The 13,310-nt window shown below is 61.3% G+C and carries 12 protein-coding genes; 6 read left to right on the top strand and 6 right to left on the bottom strand.

Annotated features, from left to right (window positions below):
* Positions 1–2: 2 nt before the first annotated feature.
* Positions 3–2,069, bottom strand: coding sequence for a carbon starvation CstA family protein (locus tag ACIPZH_RS15700; protein ID WP_400629193.1), 2,067 nt, complete (start codon positions 2,067–2,069; stop codon positions 3–5).
* Positions 2,070–2,384: 315 nt separating this feature from the next.
* Here ACIPZH_RS15700 and ACIPZH_RS15705 point away from each other — a divergent pair, with 315 nt between their 5' ends.
* From ACIPZH_RS15705 to ACIPZH_RS15715, 3 genes are all read left to right on the top strand, one after another.
* Positions 2,385–3,020 carry a lytic polysaccharide monooxygenase auxiliary activity family 9 protein gene (locus tag ACIPZH_RS15705; RefSeq protein ID WP_400636806.1) on the top strand — a complete coding sequence of 212 codons (636 nt, stop codon included), beginning with the start codon at positions 2,385–2,387 and terminating at the stop codon, positions 3,018–3,020.
* A gap of 103 nt (positions 3,021–3,123) precedes the next feature.
* On the top strand, positions 3,124–3,489 hold the full coding sequence (locus ACIPZH_RS15710; RefSeq protein ID WP_046784718.1) for a PilZ domain-containing protein: 366 nt from the start codon (positions 3,124–3,126) through the stop codon (positions 3,487–3,489).
* 263 nt (positions 3,490–3,752) lie between these two features.
* Complete coding sequence (locus ACIPZH_RS15715; RefSeq protein WP_241806551.1) at positions 3,753–5,270, top strand: nucleobase:cation symporter-2 family protein; 1,518 nt, start codon at positions 3,753–3,755, stop codon at positions 5,268–5,270.
* A gap of 97 nt (positions 5,271–5,367) precedes the next feature.
* Here ACIPZH_RS15715 and radA read toward each other — a convergent pair whose 3' ends face one another.
* Positions 5,368–6,735, bottom strand: coding sequence for a DNA repair protein RadA (gene radA, locus ACIPZH_RS15720; RefSeq protein WP_241806550.1), 1,368 nt, complete (start codon positions 6,733–6,735; stop codon positions 5,368–5,370).
* A 178-nt stretch (positions 6,736–6,913) separates the two neighbouring features.
* On the opposite strand from radA, the gene mscL reads away from it, so the two are divergent.
* Positions 6,914–7,333 (top strand): large-conductance mechanosensitive channel protein MscL, encoded by a 420-nt coding sequence (gene mscL / locus ACIPZH_RS15725; RefSeq protein ID WP_267820948.1) that lies wholly within the window; start codon positions 6,914–6,916, stop codon positions 7,331–7,333.
* A 96-nt stretch (positions 7,334–7,429) separates the two neighbouring features.
* On the opposite strand, the gene ACIPZH_RS15730 is transcribed toward mscL, so the two are convergent.
* A complete protein-coding gene (locus tag ACIPZH_RS15730) occupies positions 7,430–8,206 on the bottom strand; it encodes a ferredoxin--NADP reductase (protein ID WP_241806548.1) in 777 nt (258 codons plus the stop codon).
* 212 nt (positions 8,207–8,418) lie between these two features.
* On the opposite strand from ACIPZH_RS15730, the gene ACIPZH_RS15735 reads away from it, so the two are divergent.
* Positions 8,419–9,129 carry an autoinducer binding domain-containing protein gene (locus tag ACIPZH_RS15735; protein WP_400636808.1) on the top strand — a complete coding sequence of 237 codons (711 nt, stop codon included), beginning with the start codon at positions 8,419–8,421 and terminating at the stop codon, positions 9,127–9,129.
* A gap of 93 nt (positions 9,130–9,222) precedes the next feature.
* Entirely contained in the window at positions 9,223–10,347 is a 1,125-nt protein-coding gene (locus ACIPZH_RS15740; protein WP_400629187.1) for a methyltransferase, read from the top strand.
* Between the two features lie 31 nt (positions 10,348–10,378).
* Here ACIPZH_RS15740 and ACIPZH_RS15745 read toward each other — a convergent pair whose 3' ends face one another.
* Genes ACIPZH_RS15745 through ACIPZH_RS15755 form a run of 3 tightly spaced genes read right to left on the bottom strand, consistent with a single transcriptional unit; the run spans position 10,379 to position 12,990 of the window.
* A complete protein-coding gene (locus ACIPZH_RS15745; RefSeq protein ID WP_267823870.1) occupies positions 10,379–10,534 on the bottom strand; it encodes a DUF2474 domain-containing protein in 156 nt (51 codons plus the stop codon).
* An 8-nt stretch (positions 10,535–10,542) separates the two neighbouring features.
* Positions 10,543–11,550 (bottom strand): cytochrome d ubiquinol oxidase subunit II, encoded by a 1,008-nt coding sequence (cydB, locus tag ACIPZH_RS15750; protein ID WP_241806545.1) that lies wholly within the window; start codon positions 11,548–11,550, stop codon positions 10,543–10,545.
* Between the two features lie 3 nt (positions 11,551–11,553).
* On the bottom strand, positions 11,554–12,990 hold the full coding sequence (locus ACIPZH_RS15755) for a cytochrome ubiquinol oxidase subunit I (RefSeq protein WP_241806544.1): 1,437 nt from the start codon (positions 12,988–12,990) through the stop codon (positions 11,554–11,556).
* Between the last annotated feature and the right edge of the window lie 320 nt (positions 12,991–13,310).

Below are 13,310 nucleotides of genomic sequence, written 5' to 3' on the forward strand. Positions count from 1 at the left end.
TCTCAAGCGTCAGGCAGTGCCTGGAACGGGGTTTCCTTGTCGGTGCGTTCCTTGCGACCGAGGGCGGCGTAACCGACCTTGACCGCAAAGAACAGCACACTGAACACCACAACCAGGAACAACACGGTGAGCCCGGCGTTGGTGTAGGCGTTGTAGATCACATGCTGCATCTGCCCGATGTCCTTGGCTGGGGCCAGCACCTGACCGGCATCCAGGGCGGTGCTGTACTTCTCGGCCAGGGCCAGGAAGCCAACCGCAGGGTTCGGGTCGAACAGCTTGATCAGCCCTGCAGTGGTTGTGCAGATCAGCAGCCACACCGCTGGCAGCAAGGTGACCCACATGTAGCGCTGGCGCTTCATCTTGATCAACACCACGGTGCCGAGCATCAGGGCGATACCGGCCAACATCTGGTTGGAGATGCCGAACAGTGGCCACAGGGTGTTGATGCCACCCAGCGGGTCGATCACGCCCTGATACAGCAGGTAACCCCAAAGCGCCACGCAGCCGGCCGTGCCGATCAGGTTGGCGGTCCACGACTCGGTACGCTTGAGCGCCGGTACGAAGCTGCCCAGAAGGTCCTGCAGCATGAAGCGGCCGGCACGGGTACCGGCGTCCACTGCGGTCAGGATGAACAGGGCTTCGAACAGGATCGCGAAGTGGTACCAGAAGGCCATGGTGTTTTCACCCGGCAGCACCTGGTGCAGGATCTGCGCAATACCCACCGCCAGCGTCGGCGCACCCCCGGCACGGGCCAGGACGGTGTGCTCGCCGATGTCGCGGGCTACGGCCTCAAGCTGCTCGGGGGTGATGAGGAACCCCCAACTGCTGACCGTCTGGGCCACCGACACGACGTCGGTACCGACCACTGCGGCCGGGCTGTTCATGGCGAAATAAACGCCTGGCTCGATGACCGAGGCGGCGACCATGGCCATGATGGCGACGAACGACTCCATCAGCATGCCGCCGTAGCCGATGTAGCGGGCGTTGGTTTCGTTGTCCAGCAGCTTCGGCGTGGTCCCCGAGGAAATCAGCGCGTGGAAGCCGGACACCGCACCACAGGCGATGGTGATGAACAGGAACGGGAACAGTGTGCCCTTCCACACCGGGCCTGTGCCGTCGGTGAACTGGGTCAGCGCAGGCATTTTCAGCTCTGGCGCGATGATCAGGATACCGATGGCAAGGCCGAGGATGGTGCCGATCTTGAGAAAGGTCGACAGGTAGTCACGCGGCGCCAGCACCAGCCACACAGGCAGCACGGCGGCGACGAAGCCGTAACCCACCAGCATCCAGGTGATCTGCACGCCGGTGAAGGTGAACGCCGGGCCCCAGACCGGATCTGCGGCAATCTGGCCCCCCAGCCAGATCGACGCCAGCAGCAGGACCACGCCGACGACCGAAATCTCGCCGATACGCCCCGGGCGGATGTAGCGCATGTAGATGCCCATGAACATCGCGATCGGGATGGTCGCCATCACCGTGAACATGCCCCATGGGCTTTCAGCCAGGGCCTTGACCACGATCAGCGCCAGCACCGCGAGGATGATGATCATGATCAGGAAGCAGCCGAAAAGGGCGATGGTGCCTGGGATGCGGCCCATCTCCTCGCGCACCATGTCGCCCAGCGAGCGGCCGTTGCGGCGGGTGGACAGGAACAGGACCATGAAGTCCTGCACCGCACCGGCCAGCACCACACCGGCGATCAGCCAGAGCGTGCCGGGCAGGTAGCCCATTTGCGCAGCGAGCACGGGACCGACCAGGGGGCCGGCGCCAGCGATGGCGGCGAAGTGGTGACCGAAAAGAATGTGTTTGTTGGTCGGGACGTAGTCCAGACCGTCGTTGTTGAGCACCGCAGGGGTCGCTCGGCGTGGGTCGAGTTGCATCACCTTGGTGGCGATGAACAGGCTGTAGTAACGGTAGGCGACCAGGTAGATGGCCACTGCCGCGACCACGATCCACAAGGCATTGATCGCCTCGCCTCGACGCAGGGCGACCACACCCAGCGCACAAGCCCCGATGACCGCCAGCGCCAGCCACGGGATGTGGCGTAGCAGGCTGTTATTGTTGTTCATGGCATGCTTCCAGCTAAGTGGTTGGAATAGACAGCCCCTTGAGTCTAGGGCTTGCTTGAAGGGTTTACCATCCCGAATTGGCATGTAGCCACCGGCGAGCACAGGCTCTAGAACGCAGCTACCCGCACCACCTCATGCCTGGGAGGCAACAGGCCTGCTGGCGGGCCTGTCATTTCTGCCAGTTGTTCAGGAAAGGGGCATCGGCTTTCAATGATCAGGCAAGTCGATTGCCCTTGGACGACACGCGATTGGCGAATCTGCACACGCTGCAATTGTGCGTCGATCATCTGAAAAGCCAGCCAAAAGGAAACGATCATGACCACGGAAAAAGCCGGCACCGCTCAACGCTCAGGCCCCATCGCCCCCACCCATGGTTCGATTGCGACCCCAAAGTCCCGCGCCACCTTCGCTGAAGAAAGACGCCTTATAGACGGGAATCTTCACAACGGGATCGAAAGCGGCAAGTTCTTTCCGGAGACGACCGGTGGCCTGACCGACCCCTATGCTAAGGACGACGTAACAAATATTGCACCGCCAGCCGATGGCAAGATTGCCAGCGGCGAGCGGCCCGGCGCGGCCTACCTGGACAAAACGGATGTCGAGTGGGACAAGCATGAGGTTGCCAGCGGCGCATCCCTTGATTTTGTCTGGAGTTTCAGTGCGCGCCACAAATATCGCCGTTTCAACTACTTCATCACCAAAGCCGACTGGAACGCCGGGGAGCCGCTGACCCGTGCCCAGTTCGAGCCGCAGCCGTTCGCCACATTCCTCAATGAACTCCAGCCTTACTGGGGCTTCACCGACGAGCAGATGTGGCCGGCGCAACCCACCACCCATACGCTGAAGCTCCCGGAGCGCCAGGGCTATCACGTACTGCTGGGCGTGTGGGAAATAGCTGAGACCGACAAGGCCTTCTATCAGGTAGTCGATCTCAATTTTGTTGCCAAGTAAGAGCGTCGCGAGGTGACGCGGTCCTATGTCATCCGTGTCACCTTTCATCCGGCAGGAGTGCCCGTGGCTGGTCTATAGTCAGTGCTAATGACGAGGGCCCGCCATGACCACTCCTTCCGACGATCGCCGGCGCTTCCAGCGCATTGATTTCGACGCCCCCACCGAACTGCGCCAGGGCGATCGCCGCTGGCCGGTCAAACTGCTCGATCTTTCGCTCAAGGGCCTGTTGATCGAGCGCCCTGAGCCGTGGAACGCCGACCTCACGCAAGACTTCGATGCGATCATCCAGTTGGACCCCCACACCCATGTGCAAATGCAAGTGGAACTGCGCCATGAAGAGGCGAAGCGGTTGGGGTTCATTTGCCTGTACATCGACATCGATTCGATGAGCCATTTGCACCGTCTTGTGGAATTGAACGTGGCCGACAGCACCGAAATGATGCGCGAGCTGCGTCAACTCATCGAATAATGGGATCTCTTAGCTAGCTAATAGCTTTCCCACCTTGTGTTTCTTGTCTACCCAGACAGCTTTCAAGCTGGGTATCACCACGTTGTACACACCCCTCTAACATCGTATTCAACGAGTTGGTACGCGATCTGCATTGCGTTCTTGCACACCCTGCAAGCCTGCTTGTTCGCGCTCCAATCAAAATATTGTATACAATTCTTGTAGCAATCATTTGTAGGAAGTGTCTACAGTAGCGGCACAACAATAAACAGTGAGCCTGCTCAATGACTACGTCCCCTAGCACGTCTCCCGCCAAGCGCCCCGAGGACGAAAACCTCGGCCTTGGAGCCAACTTGGCTTATGGCCTTCAGCATGTGCTGACCATGTATGGAGGGATCGTCGCAGTACCGCTGATCCTTGGGCAGGCTGCGGGCCTGAACGGTGCCGAGATAGGCATGCTTATCGCGGCCTCGCTGTTTGCCGGAGGCTTGGCAACGCTGCTGCAAACACTCGGCCTGCCATTCTTTGGATGCCAGCTGCCGTTGGTGCAGGGCGTATCGTTCGCTGGCGTGGCAACCATGGGGGCGATTCTCAGCAGCCAGGACGGTGGTGGCTTGCCAGGCGTGCTGGGTGCAGTCATGGCGGCATCGCTGATCGGCTTTCTGATCACCCCGGTGTTCTCGCGCATCACCAAGTTCTTCCCGCCGCTGGTCACCGGCATCGTCATCACCACCATCGGCCTGACGCTGATGCCGGTGGCCGCACGCTGGGTGATGGGCGGCAACAGTGCTTCGCCGGAATTCGGCAGCATGGCCAACATCGGCCTGGCAGCGCTGACCTTCGCCATCGTGCTGCTGCTGAGCAAACTGGGCAACGCGACCATTTCGCGCCTTTCGATTCTGTTGGCCATGGTGTGCGGCACCCTGATTGCCTGGGCGCTGGGCATGACCGACTTCAGCAAAGTCGCCGAAGGCCCGATGTTCGCCTTCCCCACCCCTTTCCACTTCGGCATGCCGACTTTCCACATCGCGGCAATCCTGTCGATGTGCATCGTGATCATGGTGACCCTGGTGGAAACCTCGGCCGACATCCTGGCCGTAGGTGAAATCATCGATACCAAGGTCGACTCCAAGCGCCTGGGTAATGGCCTGCGCGCCGACATGGCCTCGAGCATCCTGGCACCGGTCTTCGGCTCGTTCACTCAGAGCGCCTTTGCCCAGAACGTAGGCCTGGTGGCCGTGACCGGGGTCAAGAGCCGCTACGTGGTGGCCACCGGTGGCGTGATCCTGGTGGTGCTGGGCCTGCTGCCGGTGATGGGCCGGGTGATTGCAGCAGTGCCGACGCCGGTACTGGGCGGCGCAGGCATCGTGCTGTTCGGCACTGTGGCTGCCAGCGGCATCCGCACCCTGTCCAAGGTCAACTACAAGAACAACGTCAACCTGATCATCGTCGCCGCTTCGCTGGGCTTTGGCATGATCCCGATTGCCGCGCCGAACTTCTACCACCACTTCCCGAACTGGTTCGAGACCATCTTCCACTCCGGCATCAGCTCGGCAGCGATCATGGCCATCGTGCTGAACCTGATCTTCAACCATTTCACGGCAGGCAATTCGGACCAGCAGTCAGTATTCGCCGCAGGCTACGAGCGCACCATCCAGTACTCGGACATCTCTGCGCTGCGCGATGGCGACTACTTCAAGGAAGGCAAGCTGTTCGACGCCGAGGGTAATGAGGTGCCGGTGCTGGAGCAGGACGAGCATGGCAATACGGCGCCCAGGCGAACGCCGGTAGCCGAGCACTGACCGCTGACTGAGCGGTAAAGCAGGGGGAGCCGATGCGCATCGTCGGCTCCCCCTTTTTGTTTGCCTGCAGCGGCCCACGGCCCACCCCGCAAGCGGGTTACTCGAACAAGGCGTCCAGGGCCTGCTCGAGCCGGGTCACGGCGATCACTTGCAAGCCGGCCGGTGATTCCTTCGGCGCGTTGCCCTTGGGCACGATGGCCCGCTTGAAGCCATGTTTTGCCGCTTCTTTGAGGCGCTCCTGGCCACTGGGAACCGGCCGCACCTCGCCCGACAAACCGATCTCGCCAAATACCAGCAGCCCATGGGCCAACGGCCGGTTGCGCAGGCTGGACATCACTGCAGCCAACAAGGCCAGATCCGACGCGGTTTCAAGGACCTTCACGCCGCCGACGACATTGAGAAACACGTCCTGGTCATGGGTGGGGATGCCACCATGGCGGTGCAGCACCGCCAGCAACATGGCCAAGCGGTTCTGGTCCAGGCCCAGGGTGACACGCCGCGGGTTGGCCAGGTGGCTGTCATCGACCAGCGCCTGAACCTCTACCAGCATCGGCCGGGTACCTTCCCAGGTGGCCATGACCACGCTACCCGGTACTTCTTCCTGAGCCCGGTTGAGGAAGATCGCCGATGGGTTGGACACCTCTTTGAGCCCACGGTCGGTCATGCCGAAGACGCCCAGTTCATTGACCGCACCGAAGCGATTCTTCACCGCACGCAGCAAGCGCAAGCGGCCGTCGGACTCACCCTCGAAATACAACACGGTGTCGACCATGTGCTCCAGCACTCGCGGCCCCGCCAGCGAGCCTTCCTTGGTGACGTGGCCGACCAGGAAGATCGCCGTACCGCTCTGTTTGGCGTAGCGCACCAGCAGAGCCGCACTTTCGCGCACCTGGGCGACACCGCCGGGCGCGGATTGCAATTGCTCGGTGAAGATGGTCTGGATCGAATCGATGACCATGACCCGGGGCTTCTCCTGACGAGCCGTGGCGATGATCGTTTCGATGCACGTCTCGGTCATCACCTTGAGTTGGTCCTGGGGCAGCCCCAGGCGGCGTGAGCGCATGGCCACCTGCTGTTGCGATTCTTCGCCGGTGACATACAGTGCCGGCATGCCAACGGCAATGTTGCACAAGGTCTGCAGCAGAATGGTCGATTTGCCGATGCCCGGATCACCACCGATCAACACCACCGAGCCATCGACCAGGCCGCCACCGAGCACGCGATCGAGTTCGGTGCTGCTGGTGGTGAAGCGTGGAATCTCCTCGACGCTGACTTCGGCCAGGGTCTTGATCTGCGCCTGCTGCCCGGTCCAGCCGGCGCGACCGCTGGGTGGCGCTGCGCCACCGCTCTCGATCATGGTTTCGACCAGGGTGTTCCAGGCCCCGCATTCGCCACACTGGCCGGCCCATTTGGGAAAGGTAGCGCCGCACTCGGTGCAGCCATACAAGCGCTTGGCCTTGGCCATGGGCAGGGTCTCCTGGAAAAAGTGGCCATGATAGCCGACGCAGAGCGGTCGTGATCGCGCCTGGATGCGACAAAACTATTCCTGCCTGGAGCAGTCATTACCCCTGAGCGGCAAGCATCAAGCGTTTTGCTGGTTTACACTGGGTTGACGCCACCATTTGTTATAAGGGATATCGAACATGGGAATGATCAGTGAGTTCAAGGCCTTCGCGGTCAAGGGAAATGTCGTCGACATGGCGGTCGGTATCATTATCGGCGCGGCGTTCGGCAAGATCGTCTCCTCCTTCGTCGGCGACGTCATCATGCCCCCGCTGGGGCTGCTGATCGGGGGCGTGGACTTCAGTGACCTGGCGATTACCTTGAAGGCAGCTGAAGGTGACGTACCGGCCGTGGTGCTGGCCTACGGCAAGTTCATCCAGACGGTGATCGACTTCGTGATCGTGGCATTCGCCATCTTCATGGGTGTGAAGGCTATCAACCGCCTGAAGCGCGAAGAGGCCGTGGCGCCAAGCGCTCCGCCAACACCCACCCCTCAGGAAACGCTGCTGACCGAGATCCGGGATTTGCTCAAATCCCAGAACCAGAATCGCCTGCCCTGAGGAGCCACAAGCGGCAAGCTGCAAGCGGCAAGAGAAAAGCCGCTCGGCGCAACGCTCGCAGCTTGTAGCTTGTAGCTTGCAGCTTGCAGCTTGCAGCTACCAGTAATTCTCCACGGCCACCTGGCCAGGCCGCTTGCTCAAGCTCAACTGCAAGTCACGCGCCTTGAGCACCTTGCGGGTCTCATCGATCATTTGCGGGTTGCCGCAAAGCATGACCCGTGAGTGCTCGGGCGATAGTTCGAGCCCCGCCGCTTTTTCCAGCTCGCCGTTCTCGATCAGCGTGGTGATACGCGCATTCAACGCACCCGGATGCTGCTCACGGGTAACCACCGGGATGAATTGCAGCTTGCCTGCAAACTCCGCCAGGTAATCACGCTGTTCAAGCCCGGCAATGTCATCCACATAGGCCAACTCCTTGGCCTCGCGTACCGAATACACCAGCTTGATGCTGTCGAAACGCTCCCAGGCCTCGAAGTCCTGCAAGATCGACATAAAAGGCGCAATGCCAGTACCGGTCGCCAACAGCCACAGGTCACGGCCACCGACGAAGCGGTCAAGGGTCAGGTAGCCAAACGCCTGGCGGTCGATCAGCAGGGTATCACCCTCGCCGAGGCGGCTGAGCTCGCTGGTGAACTCCCCGCCCGGCACCACGATGGAAAAGAAGTCGAGATACTCGTCATGCGGCGCACTGACCATCGAATAGGCACGCCAGACCACGCTGCCATCGGCCTTGGTCACGCCAAGCCGCGCGAATTGCCCGGCCCGGAAGCGAAAGCCCGGGTCGCGAGTCACCCGCAGGCTGAACAGGCCAGGCGTCAGTGGCTGGACGTCCAGCAGGGTCTGGCGGGTAAACTTTTCGGCACTGGCGGTCATGACGGGCTCCGTGAATAGCGTACGCACAGTGTCGCGCAAAGCGGCCAGGATAAAAACCGTTCGATTGTAAGGGCACAGACGACCACTCAGCCTTTTCCATGGGCAGATGAGACCTCCTTAACAAAAAAAACCCAACATGCCGCTCGGTCTTTTCCTACAATTGTTCCGGTATGCAAACGGATTGAGTCCTCAGGACACGACGGAGGGGGCCAATGCCTCACTGGAATCACGAGCATTTACATCGCCTGGTCAATGAAAGCACGCCCCAGAAGGTATTCGACCTTGCGGTACACCTGGCACAGGACCTGGGCATGGAGTTCATGGGGCTCAAGCTTCGCATTCAACTTGCGGCCCAGGCCCCCAGGCTGTACCTGTACAGCAACTACCCGCTGGCCTGGATCGAGCGCTATCAGCGCGATGAGTTCTACAAGCAGGATCCGGCAGCTGCACTGAGCCACACGTCGACCGGGCCGGTACTGTGGACCGATGAGTTGTATCGTGAAGCTCCGGACTTTCGTGAGCAGGCGTGCAAACATGGCCTGCGCCACGGCTGGACTCAGTCGCTGCACGACCTCCGGCACAACGAGACACAGCTCAGTGTGGCAAGGCCCTGTGGCGAGATCGACATCCACGAACTGTACGACAAGGCCGGCCAGGTGCAATGGCTTTGCCACACGCTGCATGACACCATTTGCGAGCACCACCTGGGCAAATTGAGTTCGCCACTGAAGATGAGCGATCGCGAACTCGAGGTGCTGAAGTGGTCGGCCGCCGGCAAGACTGCAGCCGACGTTGCCTGCATTCTGTCCCTGTCGCTCAGCACGGTGAACTTCCATATCCGCAGCGTGATCACCAAGACCAACGCCTCCAACAAGGCCGGCGCCGTCGCCATTGCGATGATGCGGGGCCTGATCGACCAGTAGCCCAGCCTGCGACCCGCTGCAAAGCCCTGTAGAATCGCGTACCAAAGCTCGTGACGATCCGTCTCGGGCAGATCCGTGCCCGAGCCAGATGCCATGCCCCTGTTGATCACACCCTATGCCGAACTCGACCTGATCCGCCACCCGGACCAGGCCAACGACCCGTTGCAGGCCTTTGACGCCGCCGATGAATACCTGCTCGAGCAACTGCACGCTCAGCCACTGGCTGCCGGGAGCAGCGTGCTGGTACTCAATGACAGTTTCGGCGCGCTGGCCGTCAGCCTGGTCGACCACGTGCCAGTGGTCAGCAGCGGTGATTCGCACCTGGCCCGCATGGCCCTGGAAAAAAACCTCGCGCGCAACGGCAAGGCTTTCGACAGCGTACCTTTCGTGCCCGCCAGCGAGCATTGGCAGGGGCACTTCGATCGCGTGCTGGTCCGTGTGCCTAAAACCCTTGCACTGCTCGAAGAGCAACTGATCCGCTTGCAAGGCCATTTGGCGCCCGGCGCCCAGGTCATCGCTGCGGCCATGATCAAACACTTGCCTAGGGCTGCGGGTGAACTGCTGGAGAAGTACATCGGCCCGGTGCAGGCTTCGCTGGCGCAAAAAAAAGCGCGCTTGCTGACGGCCACCTTCAGCGAGCGCCCAGCCGCACGCTCCCCCTACCCGACCCGCTACCGCCTCGAGGCCCCGGCGCTCGAACTGCTCAACCATGCCAACGTATTCTGCCGCGACGGCCTGGACATCGGCACGCGGGCCTTCCTCCCCCACCTGCCACAGGGCCTGGGCAATGCCCGTGTCGCTGACCTGGGTTGCGGCAACGGTGTGTTGGCCATCGCCAGCGCGCTGGCCAACCCCCAGGCGCACTACACACTGGTGGATGAATCGTACATGGCGGTGCAGTCGGCGCAGGAAAACTGGCAGGCGGCGCTGGGCGATCGCGCGGTGACGGTGCAGGCAGGCGATGGCCTGGCCGGGCTGGAAAAGCAATCGCTGGAGGTGGTGCTGTGCAACCCGCCGTTCCACCAACAGCAGGTGGTGGGCGACTTCCTTGCCTGGCGCATGTTCCAACAGGCGCGTGAGGCCTTGGTGGTTGGCGGTGCGTTGTACATCGTCGGCAATCGCCACTTAGGCTATCACAGCAAATTGGCGCGCCTGTTCCGGGGGGTTGAACAGGTGGCCGCGACACCGAAGTTCGTGATCCTCAAAGCCCGCAAATGAAGGCGGGGCCGCGCAGTGCGGCCCCGGATCATCAATGGGTGGTCAACCCCGCCGCGCTCATGAACAGCCGCATCGCATAGGCCGCCACACCCAGGGCGGCCACGCTCGCGGCCCAGATCAGCACCAGCCAGCCCAGGCGTTGCCACAGGGGTTTCTTTTCTTCAAGGCCATGCTTGCCAGCCATGATGGGCCCTCCTAGTGATAGCCGTCTTCGTGGGTGACCTTGCCACGGAACACGTAGTAGCTCCAGAAGGTGTACCCCAGGATGAATGGCAGGATGAACAACGTGCCGACCAGCATGAAGCCCTGGCTCTGCGGCGGCGCGGCTGCCTCCCAGATCGAGATCGACGGCGGAATGATGTTCGGCCACAGGCTGATACCCAGGCCGCTGTAGCCCAGGAAGATCAGCACCAGGGTCAGCAGGAACGGGGTGTAGTTGGCACTGCGTGCCACCGCCTTGAACAACCCGTAGAAGGTTACCAGCACCAACAGCGGTACCGGCATGAACCAGATCAGGTTGGGCATGCTGAACCAGCGATCGGCGATCTGTGGGTAAGCGATCGGCGTCCACAGGCTGACGATGCCGATCACCACCAGCAACACCAGGGCCAGCGGCCGGCCGAGCTTGTGCATCTGCGCTTGCAGCGGCCCCTCGGTCTTCATGATCAGCCAGGTGCAGCCAAGCAAGGTGTAGGCAACGATCAGGCCCAGGCCACTGAACAGGCTGAACGGGGTCAGCCAGTCGAGCGTGCCACCGGCGTAGTGCCGGTCCACGACCTTGAAGCCCTCGATGAACGCCCCAAGCGCCACCCCCTGGAAGAAGGTCGCCACCAGTGAACCGCCGATGAACGCTTTGTCCCAGATGTGGCGCTTGTGGTCCTTGGCCTTGAAGCGGAACTCAAACGCCACTCCGCGGAAAATCAGGCCGATCAGCATGAGGATCAGCGGCAGATAAAGCGCTTCGAGCACCACCGAATAAGCCATCGGAAAGGCCCCGAACAGCCCGGCGCCGCCCAGGATCAACCAGGTTTCGTTACCGTCCCATACGGGGGCGACGGTGTTCATCATCACGTCACGGTCCCGCTCAGCCTCGACGAAGGGGAAGAGCATGCCGATCCCTAAGTCGAAACCGTCCATCACAACGTACATCATGACGCCGAAAATGATGATCACGGCCCAGATCAGCGGAAGATCGATACCCATGGCTCAGTTCTCCTTGCTCAGGCTGGGGGCAGTGGCCTTGTGGCCTTCATCGGCAGCAGACAGCGGCCGTGCCGGCGTGCGTTTCTGGCCTGGGCCACCTGGGGTGTGCTCATCGCCCTCGCCGGTTTTCGGCCCTTTGCGCACCAGGCGCATCATGTAGCCCAGGCCCGTGCCGAACAGCGCGAAGTACACCACCACGAATGCGATCAGGGTAAAGCCCAGCTGGGCGTAGCTATGGTTGGACACGCCCTCCGACGTCCGCATCAGCCCGTACACCACCCACGGCTGGCGGCCGATCTCGGTCGTGAACCAGCCGGCAAGAATGGCGATAAGCCCCGATGGCCCCATCCACAGCGTCAGGTACAGGAATGGGCGCGACGTGTAGAGCGTGCCGCGCTTGCGCAGCCAGAGGCTCCACAGGCCAACGAAGATCATCAGGAAACCAAGCCCCACCATGACCCGGAACGACCAGAAGACAATGGTCGAGTTGGGACGGTCCTCGCGCGGGAACTCCTTCATGGCAGGCACTTGTTTATCCAGGCTGTGGGTAAGGATCAGGCTACCGAGCGCCGGGATTTCGACCTTGAAGCGGGTGGTTTCGGCTTCCATGTCCGGGATGCCGAACAGGATCAGCGGGGTTGGCTCGCCAGGGACGTTCTCCCAGTGGCCTTCGATTGCGGCAATTTTCACCGGCTGATGCTTGAGGGTGTTGAGCCCGTGGAAATCACCGATCACAGCTTGAATGGGGGCAACGATCAGCGCCATCCACATGGCCATCGACAGCATCTTGCGCACCGCCGGGTTATCCCGCCCGCGCAGCAGGTGCCAGGCTGCCGAGGCGCCAACGAAGAAGGCAGTGGCAACGAACGCGGCGGTGGCCATGTGCATCAGGCGGTAGGGGAACGAGGGGTTGAAAATGATCGCCAGCCAGTCCACCGGCACGACCCGGCCATCGATGATCTCGTGGCCTTGTGGGGTCTGCATCCAGCTGTTGGACGCCAGGATCCAGAAAGTCGATACCAGCGTACCCAACGCCACCATCACCGTTGAGAAAAAGTGCAGGCCCCGGCCCACACGGTTCCAGCCAAACAGCATGACGCCGAGGAAGCCTGCCTCCAGGAAGAAGGCCGTCAGCACCTCATAGGTGAGCAGTGGGCCAGTGACAGCGCCGGCGAAATCTGAAAAACGGCTCCAGTTGGTACCGAACTGATAGGCCATGACCAGGCCCGAAACCACGCCCATGCCGAAGTTCACGGCGAAGATCTTCGACCAGAAATGGTAAAGGTCACGGTAGACCTGCTCGTTGGTCCTCAGCCAAAGGCCTTCGAGAACCGCCAGGTAACTGGCCAGGCCAATGGTGATGGCCGGAAACAGGATGTGGAACGATACGGTAAAGGCAAACTGAATTCGGGCGAGCTCAAGGGCTTCTATTCCGAACATGATGCTTCCTCTTCAGGTAATCCGGCTTCGGGCTCGTGGCCCGTTGCCCACAGCCCCCGCGTTAGTGTCGAGTGCGGCACGTTGGAATTGTTCTGTTCGATCGCAGGGATTTCGACCCATAGGCCAATTCGTTGCTTCTGGAACGATTGATCCAGATCAACGATTGCTACCAAGCATAGTCCTGAATGGCCCGCCAGGCGGTGCGGTTGTTTGCCGCGTGACCAGTTGCCTCATGGGCTTCCAAAGCCGGTGCAAGCGTGCCGACACAGGCAAACAGTAACCGTTTGTTACAAACAGATGATAATCTGCCGCCCCCGTCT

The sequence above is a fragment of the Pseudomonas sp. NPDC089758 genome (genome assembly GCF_044748705.1).
GTDB lineage: Bacteria > Pseudomonadota > Gammaproteobacteria > Pseudomonadales > Pseudomonadaceae > Aquipseudomonas > Aquipseudomonas putida_X.

Bases quoted from the DNA above. Each gene is read 5' to 3' on its own strand.
- ACIPZH_RS15700 (WP_400629193.1), bottom strand. From the start codon at position 2,069: ATGAACAACAATAACAGCCTGCTACGCCACATCCCGTGGCTGGCGCTG.
- ACIPZH_RS15705 (WP_400636806.1), top strand. From the start codon at position 2,385: ATGACCACGGAAAAAGCCGGCACCGCTCAACGCTCAGGCCCCATCGCC.
- ACIPZH_RS15710 (WP_046784718.1), top strand. From the start codon at position 3,124: ATGACCACTCCTTCCGACGATCGCCGGCGCTTCCAGCGCATTGATTTC.
- ACIPZH_RS15715 (WP_241806551.1), top strand. From the start codon at position 3,753: ATGACTACGTCCCCTAGCACGTCTCCCGCCAAGCGCCCCGAGGACGAA.
- radA (WP_241806550.1), bottom strand. From the start codon at position 6,735: ATGGCCAAGGCCAAGCGCTTGTATGGCTGCACCGAGTGCGGCGCTACC.
- mscL (WP_267820948.1), top strand. From the start codon at position 6,914: ATGGGAATGATCAGTGAGTTCAAGGCCTTCGCGGTCAAGGGAAATGTC.
- ACIPZH_RS15730 (WP_241806548.1), bottom strand. From the start codon at position 8,206: ATGACCGCCAGTGCCGAAAAGTTTACCCGCCAGACCCTGCTGGACGTC.
- ACIPZH_RS15735 (WP_400636808.1), top strand. From the start codon at position 8,419: ATGCCTCACTGGAATCACGAGCATTTACATCGCCTGGTCAATGAAAGC.
- ACIPZH_RS15740 (WP_400629187.1), top strand. From the start codon at position 9,223: ATGCCCCTGTTGATCACACCCTATGCCGAACTCGACCTGATCCGCCAC.
- cydB (WP_241806545.1), bottom strand. From the start codon at position 11,550: ATGGGTATCGATCTTCCGCTGATCTGGGCCGTGATCATCATTTTCGGC.
- ACIPZH_RS15755 (WP_241806544.1), bottom strand. From the start codon at position 12,990: ATGTTCGGAATAGAAGCCCTTGAGCTCGCCCGAATTCAGTTTGCCTTT.